Origin of the sequence: Gillisia mitskevichiae (assembly GCF_003634585.1) — a bacterium.
GTDB classification, from domain to species: domain Bacteria; phylum Bacteroidota; class Bacteroidia; order Flavobacteriales; family Flavobacteriaceae; genus Gillisia; species Gillisia mitskevichiae.
On the sequence record NZ_RBLG01000001.1, the window covers coordinates 74,994 to 95,314 of the forward strand.

The window sequence follows — 20,321 nt, forward strand, 5'->3', positions numbered from 1 at the left end:
AAACGGAGATACATTCATCCTTTAAACCTTTATTCAAATTGAATTCTAAAAATTTACTACTCATTTTTACGCGTAATCCAGAACTAGGCAAAGTAAAAACCAGACTGGCAAAAGATGTGGGAGATCAAACAGCTTTTGATATCTACAAATTTTTATTAGACCATACCCTTACTATCACTAAAACATTAGCAGTAACCAAAGAAGTTTATTATTCAGAAAAAATTCATAACAATGATATTTGGGATGAAGCTCTCTATAATAAGAAACTACAAAAAGGTAAAGATCTCGGGGAGAGAATGAAAAATGCATTCGCCTCAGGATTTAAAAATGGCTATACTAATATTATCATTATTGGAAGTGATATGTACGATATGTCTTCTGAAGATCTAATGTTGGCATTTCAAAAATTAGAGGAAACAGACTATGTAATTGGACCCGCAGAAGATGGTGGTTATTATTTATTAGGGATGCGTAAGTTGAATTCTGTTATATTTGAAGATAAGGAATGGGGAACCCAAACCGTATTAAAAGATACTTTACAGGATTTAGACCAAGAGAGCAAAACCCTTTTAGCGGTTAAAAATGATGTAGATTATTTTAGTGACATCAAAGAACATAGAGCTTTTCAACATTTTTTTCAATAGAGAATATGACAGATCAAATACAAGAAACTACAGATTACTTAAAGGATAAAGGTTTTAATGCTCCAGAGATAGGAGTTATTTTAGGAACTGGATTAGGGAAACTTCCAGATGAAATGGAGATTTTATCTGAAGTTAGCTATAATGACATCCCTCATTTCCCAATTTCCACAGTAGAATTTCATAAAGGGAAGTTGATCTTCGGAAATTTAGAAGGGAAAAAAGTAATTATAATGCAAGGTCGCTTGCATCTATACGAAGGCTACTCCTTAGAGGATGTAACCTTTCCTGTTAGGGTTATGAAACACTTAGGCATCCAAAAATTATTGGTTTCTAATGCTTCTGGATCTATAAATTTAGATTTCAAAAAAGGTGAATTAATGCTAATAGACGATCATATTAATCTCCAGGGAGGCTCTCCCTTAGCTTTTAAAGGAGTGGAAAAATTAGGTGAGCGTTTTGTAGATATGAGTGCTCCTTACGATGCTAAAATGAATAGGTTGCTCCATGAGATCGCAAATAAACACCACATAAAATTACATACTGGAGTTTATGCTTCAGTTCTTGGGCCACAATTAGAAACAAGAGCAGAATATCGCTATTTAAAAATTATTGGAGCAGATGCTGTGGGAATGAGTACCGTTCCCGAGGTTATCGTTGCCAATCATTTAAAGCTTCCAGTGTCAGCAATTTCAGTAATTACAGATGAAGGAAACCCAGATGACCTAAAACCCGTAGATATAAGTGAGATCATTGCAATGGCCGAAAAAGCTGAGCCAAATATGATCCTGTTATTTAAAGAATTGATTAAAACCATTTAAGTTTTGTAATTAAAGTCAATTATTTTCAACTGAATTCTAATTGAATCATCCTATAATTGAAATAAAATGAGCTACCTAGATACCACTTACGATGTTTATAAAGAAGCAGCCTTAACTCCAGATGTAGGCTTGTGTTGTACTACCAACCCTATTTGGGAGTTACCAGGCCTTAAAATTCCTAAGATAATGCAGGAAATGAACTATGGCTGTGGGAGTACTGTGCATGCTAGAGATCTTTCTAACAATCCAAAGATGCTTTATGTTGGTGTTGGCGGCGGAATGGAATTGCTGCAATTCGCCTATTTTAACCGTCAAAAAGGTGGAGTAATAGGAATAGACATGGTAGACGAAATGTTGGAAGCTTCACGCAAGAATTTTGTAGAGGCCGAAGCTGTTAACCCTTGGTTTAAAAGCGATTTTGTAAGTCTAAAGAAAGGGGATGCGCTTAATTTACCTGTGGAAGACAACACGGTAGATGTTGCGGCTCAAAATTGCTTATTCAATATTTTTAAGGCTGAAGATCTTAAGAAAGCTATTGAAGAAATGTACCGCGTATTGAAACCACATGGAAAATTGGTGATGAGCGATCCTACTTGTGAGCAACCAATGAACGAAGAACTAAGAAACGATTCCAGATTGAGAGCATTGTGTTTAAGTGGAAGCTTACCTATTGCCGAATATGTAAAAGCACTTACAGATGCAGGATTTGGAACTATAGAAATTAGAGCGAGAAAACCATACAGGATATTAGATCCAAAAAATTATCCGACAGAGGAATTGATCTATATAGAATCTATAGAGGTAGCAGCTATTAAAGATCCAATGCCTGAAGATGGACCCTGTATATTTACTGGAAAAGCGGCCATTTACTATGGAGACGAAGCATTTTTTGATGATAAATTAGGGCATATCCTTCTTAAGAATCAGCCATTAGCAATTTGCGATAAAACTGCTGCTGCATTACAAAGTTTGGGAAGAGATGATATTTATTTTAGCGAATCTACTTTCCACTATGACGGTGGCGGTTGTTGTTAGAAATTATTATTAGAGGCTTCGAAGTCCCGATAGATAAGGGGACAGCATGATATAGGGATTTTTTGTCACTCTGAGCTTGTCGAAGAGTGGACAAGGAGTCTGAATAAAAGAAGCTTCGACAGGCTCAGCTTGACATTCAGTTTCTTTTTGAAATTTGCTTTACTCGATTGTCACACTGAGCTTGTCGAAGTGTTGCCGAAGACTTGACGAAGTGAGTAGAATTTAAACACACCCCATGAAAAAATCAAAAAACATTATTTTAATACTTGTTGTAGGAGCCTTATATTTTACAACAGGTGCCTGTAATCTAATTTCTTCAGCAGGGCTTTCCAGTAAAGGATTACCAACAAATGAAGTTTCAGAAGAATTACCTTCTACAACAGCAAATTCTGAAGTAAATGTAGATCACAGCGAGTGGAATACATTGCTTAAAAAGCATGTTTCTAAAGAAGGTCTTGTAGATTATAAAGGGTTTATGAAAGATAGAGAGCAGTTAAATGCTTATCTCGCGAAACTTGCAAAACTTAAACCTACAGACAACTGGTCTGTGCAGGAACAATTGGCATATTACATCAACATTTACAATGCGTATACCGTAGACCTTATTTTAAATAATTATCCTACAAGAAGCATCAAAAATATAGATGGAAATTGGACCAAAGACATTGTAACTATTGGAGATGTGGAAATTTCTTTGGGAGGAATCGAAAATAGTATTCTTAGGAAAATGAACGAACCTCGAATACATTTCGCTATTAATTGTGCTTCTATTTCTTGCCCTAAATTAATGAATGAAGCTTATACTGCTGCTAAAATAAATGAGCAATTAGATAGAGCTGCTAAAGATTTTATTAATTCAGATAAAAATGAGATCTCGAAAAATTCAGCTAAATTATCTTCGATCTTTGATTGGTATAAAAAAGATTTTACTGTAGATGGGACAACTTTAATAGCCTATATTAATAAGTATTCTAATGTAAAAGTTGATGCTGGCACTACCATTACTTATAAAGATTACAATTGGAATCTAAACGAACAATAGTAGAATGATCAGCATTATTATCCCTGTTTTAAACGAAGAGACCGGAATTATAAAGTTATTAGATCATCTTAAAAATATTGCTGCCTTTTCTAATAATGAGATCATTGTTGTAGATGGTGGTAGCATAGATAAAACTCCGGAACTTGTAAAAGAGTATGCCGGAGTTTTTTTTATGACTTCTGAGAAAGGCCGAGCTAAGCAAATGAACGCTGGGGCGAAAAACGCAAAATTTGAAACTCTTTATTTTTTACACGCAGATAGTTTCCCTCCTTCCAATTTCGATCAATTAATTATGAAGGAAATAGCTGCTGATAATTTAGCTGGTTGTTTTCAAATGAAATTCGATATGGATCACTGGTGGCTCAACTTAATGGGCTGGTTCACAAAATTCAACCATAAGGCTTGCAGAGGTGGCGACCAGTCTCTATTTATTACTAAAAGTTTATTTAATGAACTTGGTGGCTTCAACGAAACATTTGTGATTTACGAGGACAATGAGCTTATTGGCAGACTTTACAAGCAAAATCAATTCGAAGTGATTCCGAAAGGTTTAACCACCTCGGCTAAGAAATATGAAGAGATAGGCGTTTGGAAATTACAGTTTTTCTTTGCCAATATCTATATTAAAAGGTTAATGGGAGCTTCACCAGAGGAATTATACCAATATTATAAAAGCAGGATCAATCCCTGATCATTTCCCCATAAAAACCTTTCACCACCTGTAATGCCGGTTTATTTTGAGGTGTAAATTGATTGTTTTCTATGCCTCCTGCCTCGTCATGATCATGAAACCACTTCCATAAAAATCCACCAGCGAACCAGTCTTCTCTCCAGAATTCCTGATATAAAGCCATTAGCGCATTAGATTGCAAATCATTGTTCACAGAGGTTTCCTTTCTGGAAGAATCCCAAGGCTGCTTAGTTGCAAAATCGGTGTTTCGGTACCCGTATTCTGTAAACATGATCTTCCTGTCATATTTTTCTGAAAGCTCCTTTAATTGAGATTTATGAGGTTTCCAGGATGCTCTTAATTCTTCAATATTTGGAGATTTCCCATTGCTTAGAGGAAAGTAGGCGTCTACACCTATATAATCTAACTGATCCCAAAAAGTGATTTTTCCCACCTTATCCCAGTTCTCGGCATAGGTTAGTTTCCCTGTATATACCTTCCTGATTTTAATGATTAGTTGCTCCCAGAATTCTGTTCTTTCATTCGCAAATCCATATAATTCAGTACCTAAACAAAATAGTTCTACATTTTCTTCAGCAGCCATAGTTGCATATAATAGGATGAATTCTTCATAGTTTGTTTCCAATTCCTTCCAATCTTCTTCAGAATTCATTTTTATATCCCCAGTAAATTCCCCTTTCCATATCCAAATATGTGGCTTAACCATCACTTTTAAACCTTGAGAATGTAATAATTTTGTGGTTTCTCTCACGCCATCCACCCGTTCTCCCTCCCATTGCCGTTCTGTATTAAATATAAGATCGGGACTGGACAGACTTTCCATAAACCCAAAAGGCATTACGGCTACGGCGTTTGCATTTACCTCTAAAATTGGTGTAATATGTGAACTGGAAATAGGTTCACGGGAAGCTACTAAACTAACTCCATTATATTTATCTTGTTTTTTCTGCCCTTGGCAAGAGATTATCACCATTAGCAGACTAATAAGAGATATAAAACGAAGATTATAAGCTCTCCTATTAATTTCTTTTGAAAAAGTTTTATAGTGCATTCAAATCCCAATTATAATTATAAAATTCGATTTTTAAATTGTCTGGAATAGGAGTATTCCTGTATTTATTTACATAATCTAACAAGGTCCCGCCCTTTCTTGTGAAATCCTTCTGATACCATTTCATTAATTCTGAAAGTAATACTTTATCTTTTTGAATCTTAACAAAGTCTGATGAATTCATTGCTTTTACGGCTTGCTGCTGTAATTGTTTTTCCAAAGTTTCTGGTCTATAAGCTTCAGTAATTATGGGGGGACATCCAATTGCTGCACATACTAGCACAAAATGAAACCTAGCTTCCTCAGGATAATTTCCTAACAAAAATTTCTTTTCAATATCATCCAGAGTAACCGATTTTTGTCCCAAACTGTGTGTTTTGGTGCTAAAAAAACCTTCAATATCCATTGGGGATTTTACAGGATACTGTTTTACAATTCCATTAATGACAGCAATATTATAAGCATTTATCCAAAATGCTTTATAAGCATCGGGGTTTTCTGTAGATACTTTCACCTGTTTTACTAGACTCAACAATTCCTGTAGTTCATTGGGATTCTGCTTTATTTCTGCGTACTTTACCCTACCATTACTCACATAATGTTTTAAAAAATCATCTGAAGCATCAAGGAATTTTGAAGATTCCTGAGCAAAAGAAAAACTAGAAATTAGAAGTATTAGTAAAGAAAAAAATTTCATTTTTTAAATTTATAAAAGGTTTCATATAATGCTTCGACCAAGCGAATTAATTATAAGTCGTAGTTTAAAAATTACTAACCAAATTGTTACCAATCCTCTAAAAATAAGAAATTATATGGAGCATGTTGTCATTATAGGTAATGGTATTTCTGGAATTACCGCAGCCAGACACATAAGAAAACAATCTGATAAAAGGATCACAGTAATTTCGGCAGAAAGCGATCATTTCTTTTCCCGTACTGCTCTTATGTATGTATATATGGGGCATATGAAATGGGATCACTTAAAACCTTACGAAGATTGGTTCTGGAAAAAGAATAGAATAGAACTTAAAAATGCATTTGTATCTCAAGTGCAGCCAGAAAAAAATATGCTCACTTTTTCTTCTGGAGAAACTATGGAGTATGACCAATTGATCATCGCTTCAGGTTCCAATTATAACAAATTTGGATGGAAAGGTCAGGATCTTGACGGAGTACAGGGAATGGTTACCAAACAGGATCTTGAACTTTTAGAAATTAACACCAAGAATTGTAAACATGCAGTAATCGTGGGCGGCGGACTTATTGGCTCTGAAATGGCAGAAATGCTAAGCACAAGGAAAATACCAGTTACTTTTTTAGTTAGAGAATCCAGTTTTTGGAATGGAGTGCTTCCTCCCGGGGAGTCAGAAATAATCAACAATCATATTCTTGAACATCATATAGATCTTAAATTAAATTCCAATTTAAGAGAAATAGTTTCCGACGAAAATGGCCGAGTTAAAGGTGTTATCATAGAAGAAACGGGCGAAGAGATAGAATGTGATCTGGTAGGACTTACTGCCGGGGTATCTCCAAATATCCATTTTTTAAAGGGGTCTGGAATAGAACTAGGAAGAGGCGTGAAAGTTAATAGATCGCTTCAAACAAATTACGAGAATATTTATGCCATTGGCGATTGTGCAGAGCAGCATGAAGGAATAGGTGAAAGAAGACCTATAGAGGCTGTTTGGTACACGGGCAGAATGATGGGAGAAGTAGTGGCTCAAAGCATTTGCGGTAACCCCATGCAATATAATCCCGGACATTGGTTTAACAGTGCCAAGTTCTTCGATATAGAGTACCAAACTTATGGTTGGGTTTTTCCTGAACCACGCGATGGGGAGACTCATTTTCATTGGAAACACCAAGATGGCAGGAAATGTATCACCATAAATTATCAAGAAGAAACCAGGAAATTTGTAGGTATAAATACCTTCGGAATTAGAATGCGCCACGAAACTTTCGATAAATGGCTTACAGAAGAGAGATCTGTAGATTTTGTGATAGAAAATTTAAAACAAGCCAATTTTGAACCTGAGTTTTATAAAACATACGAAACTGAAATTCAGCAAAGCTTTAATAAACATCAACCTGTAACCAATTAACCCTTAAAAAAATTACACCTATAATGGAAAATAATCTGTCCCTGACCGGAGATGTTTCAAGATCCTTAAGTATTCCTCAAAAGTTAGCCACATTATTAGGTATTTCTGGCTTGTTTATTTTAGTATTAGCCTCCTTCAACCTAAACTTCCCAAACAAAACTTTTTGGCTGTACACCTCCCTTTCTGCTATAGGAATTGGTGTGATCTGGTTTGCACAGGCTACATACGCACATAAAACCGAAGGTATAAAAAATGACCAAATTTGGTTTAAATCTATAACTAATAGAGGCGTTTTGGGCTGGATCACTGGGGTTATTCTAACAGGTTTTTATATAGTCCTTTATTTCTATCCGGAGCTTTTAGGCCTAAATGCCGAAGGGGAAAACACTGGATTAATTTCACTCTTTGATCCTCTAAGCAATTTGTTAAGTGGCAATCCCGCCAGTCAATGGTTTGTTTACGGGACACTTTATACTATTGCCATTCTTTCCTTCGGGGTAAAATTCATTTGGAAATACCGTCACAATAAATATGAGCGTTTACGAACCTTTTCGGTGATGTTCTTTCAGTTAAGTTTCGCTTTTCTAATCCCGGAATTTATGCAACGCCTTAATAGTGAGAATTTCTCATTGCCTTATTACGATCTTAAGAGCATCTGGCCTCTTAACTATTATAACTTTGAGCAATATCGGGTAGATTCCATGATAAACGCAGGAGATATAGGGATCGCAATGTTGATATTTGGGGTGATCTCTATTTTTGTGATCACCCCAATTCTTACTTACAAGTACGGAAAACGCTGGTATTGCTCTTGGGTTTGTGGTTGCGGAGGATTGGCTGAAACTGCGGGAGATTCCTTTAGACAATTAAGTGATAAATCTCAATCTGCATGGAAGATCGAGCGTTGGGTGGTACATAGTGTTGTGGTTTTTGTAACTCTTATGACTACTGCGGTAATCTATTCTTATTTAGGAGATGACGGGAAATACTGGCTTAATAAAACCACTTTTCTAATTGGAGTTGCAGTTTTGCTAACAGCCGTTTTCGCCTTGGTGATGATCTTTAAGAGAAATGAATTTCAGAAAGACGCAAAATTCGGAGCTATTGGATATTTAGCGATCATATTATCTCTTATTGGATTTCACTTTTTAAGTGGAGATGGGAAAGTTTTCCTTTTTGAAGCAGAAGCCTTAAGATCTACCTATGGAGTATTGATAGGTGCCATTTTTAGCGGAGTTATAGGTACCGGATTCTATCCGATTTTTGGAAATAGAGTATGGTGTAGATTTGGTTGCCCAATGGCCGCGATCTTAGGTTTTCAACAACGCTTATTTTCAAGATTTAGAATTACTACTAATGGAGGACAATGTATCTCTTGCGGAAATTGTTCTACTTACTGTGAAATGGGAATAGATGTTAGAGCTTATGCGCAAAAAGGGGAGAATATTGTACGCTCCAGTTGTGTTGGCTGCGGAATTTGTTCTGCGGTTTGTCCAAGAGGGGTGCTTAAATTAGAAAATGATTCTATGAATGGTAGAATAAATGCGAACGAAATATTATTAGGAAACGATGTGGATCTAATGGATCTAATAAATCAGAAATAATATTTTGTAAGTAACTACCTTTGAAATCGAACCTAAGCTTGTTATATTATTAAGTTACAAGTGAAGATCCCCATTGAATGTCTGAAAAAATTATAGTTATTATCCCTGCCTTTAATGAAGAAGCTTCCATTGGTAAAGTAATTCAGGAAATCCCGGAAATCGTTTCAGAGATCATTGTGGTTAGCAATAACTCTACAGATAGCACTGCAGAAGTAGCTAAAAATGCTGGAGCTACTGTTCTATTTGAAGCTAATAAAGGATACGGTTATGCCTGTTTAAAAGGCTTGGATTATATTTCTAAAAAATCTGAAAAGCCTGAAATCATTGTTTTTCTAGATGGAGATTATAGCGATTACCCTGCTGAGTTAACTCAAATTATTGAACCCATTCTTTCAGATAATATAGACATGGTAATTGGGTCCCGGGTTAGTAGATGGAGAGAAAAAGGTGCTATGACTTTTCCGCAACGCTTTGGAAATGGACTGGCAACTTCTTTGATGAAGCTATTCTTCAATGCAAATTTCACAGATCTCGGACCTTTTAGAGCTATTAAATACAACAAGTTACTGCAGCTAAATATGCAGGATAAAACTTATGGCTGGACGGTAGAAATGCAATTAAAAGCCATAAAGCAAAATCTCACGTATATAGAAGTGCCTGTGCACTATAAGAACAGGATTGGTGTCTCCAAAGTTTCAGGAACTATTAAAGGGGCTATCTTTGCAGGAGTTAAAATATTGACTTGGATCTTTAAATACAGTTTTAAATAATGGACTTTGCGATTATAATAGTTTACACACTCGCACTCTTGCTCATTTTATTATATAGCATTTCACAACTGAGTTTACTTATAAATTATCTTAGATCGAAAAAAAGGAATGAGGTTAGTGAAAAATATAATTTCTCCAATCCTTCAGAAATTCCATTCGTTACTATTCAATTGCCGCTTTATAATGAAATGTATGTAGTGGAAAGATTACTGCAAAATATTTCTAAGATCGATTATCCAAAAGATAAGTTAGAAATTCAGGTTTTGGATGACTCTACAGATGAAACTATCGCATCTACTGCGCAACAGATCCTTGAACTTCAGAAGAAAGGACTAGATATACAGCACATTACCAGAACAGATAGAACAGGCTTTAAAGCGGGCGCTTTAAAGGAAGGACTTAAGATCGCTAAGGGAGAATTTATTGCTATTTTCGATTCAGATTTTATGCCGAAATCGGATTGGCTTCTTCAAACGGTACCATATTTTAAGGATCCTAATATTGGAGTGGTACAAACCAGATGGGGACATATTAATAGAGAATATTCCTTGCTAACTAAAATACAGGCTTTCGCACTAGATTTTCATTTTATCTTGGAACAAGTAGGAAGAAATTTCGGAAAACATTTCATCAATTTTAATGGTACTGCTGGAATATGGCGAAAAGAGTGCATTATGGATGCAGGCAACTGGAGTGGAGATACGTTAACGGAAGATCTCGATCTAAGTTACCGGGCGCAAATGAAGAAATGGAAATTTAAATATTTGGAAGATGTAGAAACGCCTGCTGAATTACCTGTAGTTATAAGCGCTGCGAGATCTCAACAATTTAGATGGAACAAGGGAGCTGCAGAGAATTTTCAGAAAAATTATTCTAAACTGCTTTTTGACAAAACTCTATCAGCGGGAACGAAATTCCATGGGTTTTTTCATTTATTGAATTCCAGTATGTTCCTATTAATACTGCTATTAGCTATTTTAAGCGTTCCCGTTTTGTATATAAAAAACACAAATCCGCAATTCAGCAGTTATTTTAATGTAATCGCCTTTTTCGCAATTAGCACACTTATTTTCTTTATTTGCTATTGGGTTACCTATGCTAAAATACATGGGAAAGGAATCGGCAGCTTTTTTAAATTTATCGGGATGTTCCTTACCTTCTTCTCCATCGCAATGGGCTTTTCTGTGCATAACTCGCTTGCAGTTTTAGAAGGCCACTTCGGAAAAAAGAGCGACTTTATTCGCACCCCAAAATTCAATATTAATAATCTGAAAGATTCCTGGAAAGGCAATAAATATTTATCCCGGAATTTATCACTAAGCACCATGGTAGAAGGAATACTTTGGCTGTATTTCGGATTTGCAATTTATAGCGCATTTGTGCTGGAAGACTTTGGACTAATTATTTTTCATCTGATGCTTTTTGCTGGGTTTGGATATGTTGTTTTTAAGTCATTAATCTCAAAAGTTTAATTCTAGATGGATTCTCTTACACAAATAGTTCTTGGAGCAGCAATTGGAGAAGCCGTTTTAGGCAAAAAAGTTGGTAATAAAGCCATGCTCTACGGTGCTATTGCCGGAACGATTCCAGATCTAGATTCATTCGCTCCACTTTTTACAGATACGCTCTCTGCTATTGAGATCCATAGAGGGTTTACACATTCAATCGTGTTTTCAATACTTTTTGCACCCATCTTTGGTTGGCTTATATCAAAAATAGAAAAGAAGACTGGAGTCGGTTGGAAAGGTTGGTCCTGGCTAATGTTCTGGGGATTCCTGACTCATCCTTTATTAGACGCCCATACAACTTGGGGCACGCAACTTTTTTGGCCATTAGACCTTAGACTTGCTTATAAAAATATATTTGTAATAGATCCACTTTACACCCTTCCCTTTCTTGTCTTCGTAATCCTCGCAATGCGATCTAAACGTGGATCTATAAAAAGAAGGAAATATAATAATCTGGGACTTATTATAAGTAGTGCTTATATATTGTGTACAATCGGTTTAAAAGGGATCACTTATTTTAAATTTAAGGAAGCTCTTGAAGAACAAAATATTTCTTATTTGCAACTCCAAACCAGACCTAGCCCATTTAATACTATTATGTGGTCTGCAAATGTAGAATTGGAAGATGCATATTTACTTGGAGATTATTCTATTTTCGATTCCCATCCTATCAAGTTTAAACGCATCCCTAAAAATCATTTCTTAGTCGACTCTTTTAAGAATACAAATAATTTAGATCGAGTTATAGCTATTTCTGAAGGCTGGTATACTATTTCAAAAAGAGATGAAAAACTTTACTTTAACGATCTTCGTTTTGGTGCTTTAGATTCTGAAGATGAAAATCCAAAATTTGTGTTTAGTTACCTCTTGAAGCAGGAAAATAATAAATTAGTTGTGGAAGAGGTACCAAGAGATCCAGAAGAAGCCAAGGCTGTGATCATGAAATTAGGAAATCGCATATTAGGTAATTAAACTGAAGCTATTAAATTAATATAAGGCGTTTACAAAGAGTATCCTAGCATGAATCCATAATGTCATTCTGAACTTGTTTCAGAATCTCACAAAACTATAGTTTAGACCCTGAAATAAATTTAGGGTGACGAAATAACTATCAGAATAAATAGGAGGTGTAAACAAATTTTCTTCATTCGCTTCGATATCCTATCTTTAAGTCTAGAAAATATAATCCCTTTATGCAAGGCTTCAAATTATTATTTATCACTTCCCTCTTCTTTCTCTCTTTTCAAGCACTTTTTTCTCAGCAGAAGTCTGAAGAACTCAATAAGATCATAGAAAAAGTTCAAGACCATAAAAGCTATGAGATTAAAGAATTTCCATTGGGTCTTTATACAGAAGATCACTACCGCAGACAATCCGTCTTTGCAAGTGAGCAATTAAAAAAGCTGAATTTATTAAAGGCTTCTGAAATGTCCCAAACAGACATGATCTCTCTGGAACTTTTAAAATATAAACTTCAGGAAACCATCGACACTTTCGAATATAAATTATACCTGAATCCTTTGCTTTCTGATGCAGGATTTCATTTAAGTCTGCCATATAATGTTACCCAACTTGCAGATTATTCCCAGGTAAAAACATACCTCAACAAACTAAATGCGATCCCCGTATATGTAGATCAGCATCTTATTTTACTTAGAAAAGGATTGGAATTAGGCATAACACAGCCAAGAGTGATCTTTGAGGGTTATGAAAGCACATATAACGATCAGCTAGTTAAAAATTATAAAGACAGCTATTACTATTCCCCTTTTAATGATCTGCCGGCTTCGCTCTCTGAAACTCAAAAAGATTCAGTTTTACAGGCTGCAGAAAAAGCGATCAAGCAATCGGTATTACCAGAATTTAAAAAGATCAAAAAATTCTTCGATAAGGAATATCTCCCGAAAACTCGCAGCAGTATAGGAGTTTCAGAAACACCTCATGGGCGAGAATTTTATCAGAATAGACTAAATTATTACACCACCCTAGAGCTCACTGCAGAAGAGATCCACCAAATTGGGTTAGAGGAGGTTTCTCGAATTAATACCGAAATGAAACAAATTATAAGGGAGGTGAATTTTGAAGGTTCCTTCGAGGAGTTCATCCAATTCCTTAGAACCGACCCTCAGTTTTATGCGGATACGCCCGAAGAACTTTTAAAAGAAGCTCGGAATATTTCAAAAAAGATAGATGCACAATTGCCGAGATTCTTTAAAAAACTACCTAGAAAACCTTATGGAGTTACTCCGGTGCCAGATGCGATCGCACCTAAATATACTACGGGAAGATATATTTCCCCACAGGAAGAGACTCAGCCCGGTTATTACTGGGTAAATACCTACGATCTACCTAGCAGACCATTATATGTGCTTCCGTCGCTTACAGCTCACGAGGCTGTGCCGGGGCATCATTTACAGATCTCACTAAATTCAGAATTAGGAGATAGTATTCCTAAGTTTAGAAGACGCTTCTATCTTTCGGCTTATGGTGAAGGCTGGGGATTATATTCAGAATTTCTAGCTGAGGAAATGGGTGTTTATACGACTCCTTACGAGATGTTTGGAAAGCTCACTTATGAGCAATGGCGAGCCTGCAGATTGGTAGTAGACACCGGAATTCATGCCTTGGGCTGGACTAAAGAACAAGCTGTCGATTTTTTAAGAATTAATACCGCGCTTTCTTTTCATGAGATCAATACCGAAGTAGATAGATATATTTCATGGCCGGGACAAGCGGTTTCTTATAAAATAGGAGAATTAAAAATTAGAGAGCTTCGAAAAAAAGTGGAAAAAGAATTTGGAGAGGATTTCGATATGCGCGATTTTCATGAGGTTATTCTTTCTCAAGGAACTGTAACTTTAGCAATTATGGAAAAGTTAGTAGATGATTATATTACTTCATCTAAAGAGGTTAAAAATTAAATGTCACTCTTCGACAGGCTCAGAGTGACATTTTGCTAAAAAATTAATAAAACGCTCTGTTGTCAAGCTGTCCCGCTATCGGAAATGTCGAAGCTTTTTGTGACAAAAAATTGATTTTTCATTATCTATCTTCTACTACAATTGGATCCTTAGACAATTTTACTATTGGCTTTTTAGATTTAATATCTCGTACTTGGATATTGATACTTTTTGATTCCCTAGTGATTTTTATAGCCTCCTTTCCTGTAATTTCTTTGCCTTCAAAATAAAATATGGCTCCCTGTTCAGCCAGCTCTTTCATATGCACTGAAGGAACTGGTGGCGGTGGAGGTGGCAATAGCTCAGAATCCCCATCCATTTCAAACATTTCAATTTCTACCTGAGGTGCTGGTGTTGCTGCATTTGGTGGTGGAGGCGGTGGCACTACCCCATGCAGATCATCAGCAGGAATCGGCATAGGTGGAGCTGGAGCATTCTTTGGAACAATAATTTCCGGAAATTTCTCTGAATTATCTCGTTGTTCTTTATTCATCCTATCAAAGATAAATACCATGCGTTCTAATTCATTTCGGCTTATGGTTCTCTTTTCTTTAGGCAAAGAATTATACTTTTTAGCCAACGCATTATATTCCTTAACCATCTTTTTGGTAGCTATATCCTGAATTAAGGAATTTTTATAATGTGGTTTTAAATTTTCAGAATTAGCGAAAGAAGCGTCTCTTTCAATAACTTCTGAGGTGCTAAAGCTAAAGAGCAATACTGCTAATAGCGGTAATAAAAGGAGTCCTTTGCTCCAGATCGTTCTTTTAGATGTGTGTGTTTTCATAACTGTAAATCGTTTTTTGATTGATGAATAATTAAAGGCATTTGCCAACTTGCTTGATTGGGCATTCGATGAAAATGCCAACAAGGTTCTTTGATATATGGAGGTTTCAATTCCATTTTTTATAACCGATTGATCGGCTAGAAATTCATGATTTAGTTGAATTGCATTTTTAGCAAGATAGATTAGGGGATTGAACCAAAACACGATCTGCAATATTTCGACAAATAAAATATCCAAACTGTGTAATTGCTTTGCGTGCGCTTCCTCATGCACTATCACCTCCTGCGGGATCTGATTTTTATTGAATTTATCTTTGTTGAAAAACAGATAGCTGAAAAATGTGTGTGGGACTATATTGTCATTCAATAAGACATTTATAAAACCCTTGTTTTTTAATTTCGGATTTTGTTTGATCCTTACAAATAGGGCCGCTAAATTCCTGAAAAATTTTATGCTGAAAATAACAACTCCAAGTCCGTATATAATCCAAAGAAGCGCAGTCCAATTAAAACTAGAAGAAGAAATACTTTCCGAAACCATTAAAGACCCTTCAGAAATTGGGATTATGGAAGTTGGACTAACTTCTACATAGCTCGTAAATGTGATATAAGGAATTAGAATGGCTGCAAAAAGAGACCCTAGTAAATAAAACCTTTTAAACAGATGCATCGTTTCTTTTTCCAATAACAACTTATAGAAAAGAAGCAATATGGCTAAGCAAGCAGCGGAATTTAATAAGTATGTTTCCATTTTTATTTGCTTTTAATTTCTTGATCTATAATTTTCCTAAGCTCTTCTAATTCGGTCTTGCTCAAATTGGTTTCTTTGGTGAAAAATGAAGCAAATTGTGAACTGGAATCGTTAAAGAAATTTTTTATGAGTCCGTTTACATGTTTAGAAAAATAATCCTTTTTTCGCACCAAAGGAAAATACTCTCTAGAACGTCCCTGCTGTGTATAATCTACAAATTTCTTATCCTGCATTCTTTTTAATAGAGTCGCCACAGTTGTAATTGCAGGTTTGGGTTCCGGATAAGCTTCAATTAGATCCTTCATCAAAGCTTTTTCCTGTTTCCAAAGGATCTGCATTAATTGTTCTTCAGAATTTGATAATTGCATATTATTGAATTAATACATTGCTCTACAAATGTAGAATAAATATTTAATTCTACAAACATAGAGTAACTCTTATTTCGTTTTAATTACTTCTGAAGAATTCAATTTAGATTTGCTCCAAAGATACATACCCCGAAAAAGACGTCATTCTGAACTTGATTCAGAATCTCTCACAACTGTTAATCAATATAATAAGGTAAGACCCTGAAATAATTTCGATAGCTATCGGAACAGGTTGGCGAGATAGCTATCCTCACGGGAAATGGAAATTTAAATTTTAAAGTCTTGTATTTTAAGGATTCCCCTACCTTTACATTCAAAAATCATAACAATGAGTGTAGAGCAAGAATTATTTCAACGTAGCGGATCAAAATGTGAATTATGTAGTTCAACTGAAGATCCTCAGATCTACGAAGTGCCGGAAAGCCCAACTAAAGGCGCCGATAGCTCAATTCTTGCTTGTAATACATGTAAAGAACAACTTGAAGATCCTGAAAAAGTTGAAGCCAATCACTGGAGATGTTTAAATGATAGCATGTGGAGTACTGTTCCTGCTGTACAAGTGGTTGCATGGAGAATGCTTACCAAGCTAAAAAATGAAGGTTGGCCACAAGATCTTTTGGACATGATGTATATGGAAGATGATGTAAAAAAATGGGCAAAAGCTACCGAGGTTGCAGATCCAGCAGCAAAAAGCATTGTTCACAGAGATAGCAATGGAGTGATTTTGGAAGCAGGAGATTCTGTTGTACTTATTAAAGATCTAAAAGTTAAAGGAAGCAGTATGGTTGCTAAGCAAGGAACCGCAGTACGCCGAATTTCTTTAGATCATGAGAATGCTGAATATATTGAGGGAAGAGTAGATGGGCAGCAAATTGTTATTATCACTCAATATGTGAAAAAGCTATAGTCAACAAACCTAATGTCACCCTGAGCGGAGTCGAAGGGTATTTTTTAATAATAAAAAGGTCGATTCTAATTAAAGAATTGACCTTTTTGTTATAATGAATTTGTCACATTGAGCCTGTCGAAATGTGATTTCTACTAAAAGATAAGCTTCGACAAGCTCAGCTTGACAAATCAACTGGTCACATTGAGCCTGTCGAAATGTGCATTCCATTAAAAAGCAAACTTCGACATCCCGATAGCTATCGGGACAGTTTGACAATTATTTCTTCGTCATTTCTGTGAAATGCTTGTAAAATAATGGAATGGTTTTGATTCCTTTCAAGTAATTCCAGATCCCAAAATGCTCATTTGGCGAGTGAATAGCATCACTATCCAGTCCAAAGCCCATTAAAATGGTCTTGCTCTTTAATTGTTTTTCGAAAAGTGCTACAATTGGAATACTTCCACCGCTTCGTTGTGGAATTGGTTCTTTTCCAAAGGACTCCTTATAGGCATTACTTGCTGCTTGATACTCTACAGTATCAATAGGCGTAACATAAGCTTGCCCACCATGATGAGGTTTTACCAATACTCTTGTTCCTTTTGGAGCAATACTTTCAAAATGTTTTTTGAAAAGTTCTGTGATCTCTTGCCAATCTTGATTTGGTACTAATCGCATACTTATCTTTGCAAAAGCTTTACTTGCAATTACTGTTTTGGCACCTTCGCCAATATAGCCGCCCCAAATACCATTTACATCCAGTGTTGGTCTAATAGAATTACGTTCGTTAGTAGAATAACCTTTTTCACCATATACATCTTCAATATCCAAAGCTTCCTTATATTTTTCTATAGAAAATGGAGCTTCTGCCATTTTTGCTCTTTCATCATCACTCAATTCATCTACTTTATCATAGAATCCAGGAATAGTGATATGATTGTTTTCATCATGTAAGGAAGCGATCATCTTAGTAAGTACGTTTATAGGATTTGCTACCGCTCCTCCATAAAGTCCACTGTGTAGGTCTCTATTTGGTCCTGTAAGTTCTACTTCCACATAACTCAGTCCGCGTAAACCGGTTGTGATAGAAGGTGTGTCTTTGGCGATCATTCCGGTATCGGAGATCAAGATCACATCATTTGCTAATTTCTCCTTATTGCGTTCTATAAACCAACCCAAACTTTCACTTCCAACTTCCTCTTCTCCTTCTATCATGAATTTCACATTACAAGGAAGGCTTCCAGTTTTGGTCATATACTCCAAGGCCTTTACATGCATGTACATTTGTCCTTTATCGTCGCATGCTCCACGAGCAAAAATGGCTCCTTCTGGATGAACCTTTGTGTTTTTGATCACTGGTTCGAAGGGTGGACTATCCCAAAGTTCAATTGGATCTGCCGGTTGCACGTCATAATGACCATAAACTAGCACTGTTGGAAGATCTTTATCGATTATTTTTTCACCAAAGACGATTGGATATCCCGGAGTCTCACAAATTTCTACTGAATCACATCCTGCTTCTTTCAAAGCATTCTTCACTGCTTCGGCTGTATTTAAAACATCCTTTTTGTAGGCAGGGTCTGCGCTCACAGAGGGAATTTTAAGTAAATCTATCAGTTCTTCTATAAACCGATCTTTATTTTCTTCAACATATTTATCTAAATTCTTCATGCTATTTTTTTTGAAATCAGGTAAAGGTAATAAATTGATATTTTCTTGTTGGATTATTTGAATATTGAAACATTTATGTATATTTGCAGCCGCTTATCTAGGTAAGCATTTTTACAACGAGTCCTAAGTGTTGTAAAATGGAAATGCGGGCGTGGTGGAATTGGTAGACACGCCAGACTTAGGATCTGGTGCCGCGAGGTGTGGGAGTTCGAGTCTCCCCGCCCGCACAAAGAAAAAGTTTCTCAGCAATGAGAAGCTTTTTTGGTTTTATAACCTTTCTTTAATGGGAGGTTTTTCAAATTATAAATAAGACTGTTTTTAAAAATCGATTGAACTTTTAAAAACTATATCTTCTATATCCTCGGGATTCAATTTATACTGACTTAATGATTTCTCTCCAATAATAAATAAATCGTTGTTTCGGATAATAAGATCGAAAGCGTCTTCTTCAATTCCCCCAACAAGTTCTGGTTGTGCTGGGTTGGAAACATTAAAGATGCGAACCACATTTTTATCTGTAACCAATAAATGATTTCCGTAGAGCCCCAAACCAATAGGACGATCCAAAGTAATAATAGTTAATAACTCGGGCCTTAAGAGATCTTGAGTATTATAAATTTCTAATTGATTAACATTTCCAGCACATCCTGCATTTGTATGAAGTGTTACATAAGTATAATCACCTGATGAGACCACAGGATCGCAACTACGTACATGTTCTACTTTAGAAAGTTGAAGCGGATATTTAGGATGGGAAACATCAAAAATAAACATTCCAAGACGGCTTCCCACGAACAAATATTCATCTAAAGAAAACAGCGTTTCTATATCAAAACCTATCTGTTTAGTTCCTACAAAATTTGGTTTCTCAGGGCTAGAAATATCAAAGATACGCAGGGATTGATCGTCTACAGTATATAAATAATCACCCACTAATGAAAATCTCGCAAGTGAGCCTCCAGAACCGTCTACAGAATTTGGCTGCGAATTATCACCATCGGCGGCATTACAACCTACCATCAATATACAAAGACAAAGTATTATAATTTTTTTCATCTTTTTAGTTTAGTTGTTGATAGCCTATTACAACTTCGTTTTCCGGAACATTATAAAAAGAGGGCTCAAGCCCTTCCGGGGAACGTAATTCTGGAAAAACATTTCGTTCCCTGTGTGAGATATTTAATGAATTTGAATTTAGGGAGTAGGAAAAAGCAACAAGATCTACTGCATGATGCACATATAGAATGTTATTTCTAATAGCCAGATCTGTAGCCAAAGGAATCTTTAAAAATGCAACTGGATTAGGTTTTGTAGGATCCGAGTTGTCTATTATATGAAAACCTTCTCCTAATTCATTTAAATAAATAAGATCATCTTTCACATATATTTTACCAGAGTTAATTACTGGACGTTCGCCTAAAAGACTAATACTCTTTTCAAAATCTTTTCGAGATTGGGTTATTGGCTCATAACTACTTCTCATTCCTGGATAATCATCATCATGATTTGTGTACCAACAAGATTGCAAAATTAATAGTAGGGAGAAATAGAGGAGCAGTTTTTTCATAAGGTGGTTTTATAATTCATAATGCTGAATATTTCCAAAATCATTTTTAAAAAAGCCTAGGGTA

General features: G+C 35.7%; 19 protein-coding genes and 1 tRNA gene. 13 read left to right on the plus strand and 7 right to left on the minus strand.

All coding sequences use genetic code 11. The features are described from left to right. The first annotated feature begins 38 nt into the window (after positions 1 to 38). The 5 genes from BC962_RS00310 to BC962_RS00330 all read left to right on the plus strand — a co-directional run bounded on the left by BC962_RS00310 (position 39) and on the right by BC962_RS00330 (position 4,230). Complete coding sequence (locus BC962_RS00310; protein ID WP_121343946.1) at positions 39 to 644, plus strand: TIGR04282 family arsenosugar biosynthesis glycosyltransferase; 606 nt, start codon at positions 39 to 41, stop codon at positions 642 to 644. Between the two features lie 5 nt (positions 645 to 649). Continuing rightward, positions 650 to 1,462 carry a purine-nucleoside phosphorylase gene (locus BC962_RS00315; protein ID WP_121343947.1) on the plus strand — a complete coding sequence of 271 codons (813 nt, stop codon included), beginning with the start codon at positions 650 to 652 and terminating at the stop codon, positions 1,460 to 1,462. 66 nt (positions 1,463 to 1,528) lie between these two features. Beyond that, complete coding sequence (gene arsM / locus BC962_RS00320; protein ID WP_121343948.1) at positions 1,529 to 2,497, plus strand: arsenosugar biosynthesis arsenite methyltransferase ArsM; 969 nt, start codon at positions 1,529 to 1,531, stop codon at positions 2,495 to 2,497. 235 nt (positions 2,498 to 2,732) lie between these two features. After that, on the plus strand, positions 2,733 to 3,539 hold the full coding sequence (locus tag BC962_RS00325) for a DUF547 domain-containing protein (RefSeq protein ID WP_121343949.1): 807 nt from the start codon (positions 2,733 to 2,735) through the stop codon (positions 3,537 to 3,539). A 4-nt stretch (positions 3,540 to 3,543) separates the two neighbouring features. After that, a complete protein-coding gene (locus BC962_RS00330; RefSeq protein ID WP_121343950.1) occupies positions 3,544 to 4,230 on the plus strand; it encodes a TIGR04283 family arsenosugar biosynthesis glycosyltransferase in 687 nt (228 codons plus the stop codon). On the opposite strand, the gene BC962_RS00335 is transcribed toward BC962_RS00330, so the two are convergent. Both BC962_RS00335 and BC962_RS00340 read right to left on the minus strand, forming a co-directional pair. Next, the gene (locus BC962_RS00335; protein WP_121343951.1) at positions 4,220 to 5,281 is read right to left on the minus strand and encodes a glycoside hydrolase family 113; all 1,062 of its coding nucleotides are present in this window, start codon (positions 5,279 to 5,281) and stop codon (positions 4,220 to 4,222) included. The two genes, BC962_RS00330 and BC962_RS00335, sit on opposite strands and share 11 nt — an antisense overlap. Then, positions 5,271 to 5,978: a DUF547 domain-containing protein gene (locus BC962_RS00340; RefSeq protein ID WP_121343952.1), complete on the minus strand. Its 708-nt coding sequence runs from the start codon at positions 5,976 to 5,978 to the stop codon at positions 5,271 to 5,273. Before BC962_RS00340 ends, BC962_RS00335 begins: the two co-directional genes overlap by 11 nt. A 115-nt stretch (positions 5,979 to 6,093) precedes the next feature. Between BC962_RS00340 and BC962_RS00345 the strand changes: the two genes are divergently transcribed. The 6 genes from BC962_RS00345 to BC962_RS00370 all read left to right on the plus strand — a co-directional run bounded on the left by BC962_RS00345 (position 6,094) and on the right by BC962_RS00370 (position 14,189). After that, positions 6,094 to 7,386 (plus strand): NAD(P)/FAD-dependent oxidoreductase, encoded by a 1,293-nt coding sequence (locus BC962_RS00345; RefSeq protein WP_121344899.1) that lies wholly within the window; start codon positions 6,094 to 6,096, stop codon positions 7,384 to 7,386. Positions 7,387 to 7,409: 23 nt separating this feature from the next. After that, positions 7,410 to 8,990, plus strand: a complete 1,581-nt coding sequence (locus tag BC962_RS00350; RefSeq protein ID WP_121343953.1) for a 4Fe-4S binding protein — start codon at positions 7,410 to 7,412, stop codon at positions 8,988 to 8,990. A 77-nt stretch (positions 8,991 to 9,067) separates the two neighbouring features. Then, entirely contained in the window at positions 9,068 to 9,760 is a 693-nt protein-coding gene (locus BC962_RS00355) for a glycosyltransferase family 2 protein (protein ID WP_121343954.1), read from the plus strand. Next, positions 9,760 to 11,232, plus strand: coding sequence for a cellulose synthase family protein (locus BC962_RS00360; RefSeq protein WP_121343955.1), 1,473 nt, complete (start codon positions 9,760 to 9,762; stop codon positions 11,230 to 11,232). The genes BC962_RS00355 and BC962_RS00360 overlap by 1 nt, the downstream gene beginning before the upstream one ends. Before the next feature lie 6 nt (positions 11,233 to 11,238). Then, positions 11,239 to 12,240, plus strand: coding sequence for a metal-dependent hydrolase (locus tag BC962_RS00365; protein WP_121343956.1), 1,002 nt, complete (start codon positions 11,239 to 11,241; stop codon positions 12,238 to 12,240). A gap of 221 nt (positions 12,241 to 12,461) precedes the next feature. Continuing rightward, on the plus strand, positions 12,462 to 14,189 hold the full coding sequence (locus tag BC962_RS00370) for a DUF885 domain-containing protein (RefSeq protein ID WP_121343957.1): 1,728 nt from the start codon (positions 12,462 to 12,464) through the stop codon (positions 14,187 to 14,189). 121 nt (positions 14,190 to 14,310) lie between these two features. On the opposite strand, the gene BC962_RS00375 is transcribed toward BC962_RS00370, so the two are convergent. Together BC962_RS00375 and BC962_RS00380 are read right to left on the minus strand one after the other, a co-directional pair. Next, complete coding sequence (locus tag BC962_RS00375) at positions 14,311 to 15,765, minus strand: M56 family metallopeptidase (RefSeq protein WP_121343958.1); 1,455 nt, start codon at positions 15,763 to 15,765, stop codon at positions 14,311 to 14,313. A gap of 2 nt (positions 15,766 to 15,767) precedes the next feature. After that, complete coding sequence (locus tag BC962_RS00380) at positions 15,768 to 16,133, minus strand: BlaI/MecI/CopY family transcriptional regulator (protein WP_121343959.1); 366 nt, start codon at positions 16,131 to 16,133, stop codon at positions 15,768 to 15,770. Positions 16,134 to 16,461: 328 nt separating this feature from the next. Here BC962_RS00380 and BC962_RS00385 point away from each other — a divergent pair, with 328 nt between their 5' ends. Further along, on the plus strand, positions 16,462 to 17,040 hold the full coding sequence (locus tag BC962_RS00385; protein WP_121343960.1) for a PhnA domain-containing protein: 579 nt from the start codon (positions 16,462 to 16,464) through the stop codon (positions 17,038 to 17,040). 258 nt (positions 17,041 to 17,298) lie between these two features. On the opposite strand, the gene BC962_RS00390 is transcribed toward BC962_RS00385, so the two are convergent. Further along, positions 17,299 to 18,690, minus strand: coding sequence for a dipeptidase (locus BC962_RS00390; RefSeq protein ID WP_121343961.1), 1,392 nt, complete (start codon positions 18,688 to 18,690; stop codon positions 17,299 to 17,301). Positions 18,691 to 18,835: 145 nt separating this feature from the next. Here BC962_RS00390 and BC962_RS00395 point away from each other — a divergent pair. After that, positions 18,836 to 18,917 (plus strand) — tRNA-Leu (locus BC962_RS00395). 91 nt (positions 18,918 to 19,008) lie between these two features. Here BC962_RS00395 and BC962_RS00400 read toward each other — a convergent pair. After that, positions 19,009 to 19,746 (minus strand): LVIVD repeat-containing protein, encoded by a 738-nt coding sequence (locus tag BC962_RS00400; RefSeq protein WP_121343962.1) that lies wholly within the window; start codon positions 19,744 to 19,746, stop codon positions 19,009 to 19,011. Positions 19,747 to 19,750: 4 nt separating this feature from the next. Beyond that, on the minus strand, positions 19,751 to 20,257 hold the full coding sequence (locus BC962_RS00405) for an LVIVD repeat-containing protein (RefSeq protein WP_121343963.1): 507 nt from the start codon (positions 20,255 to 20,257) through the stop codon (positions 19,751 to 19,753). Positions 20,258 to 20,321: the final 64 nt, after the last annotated feature.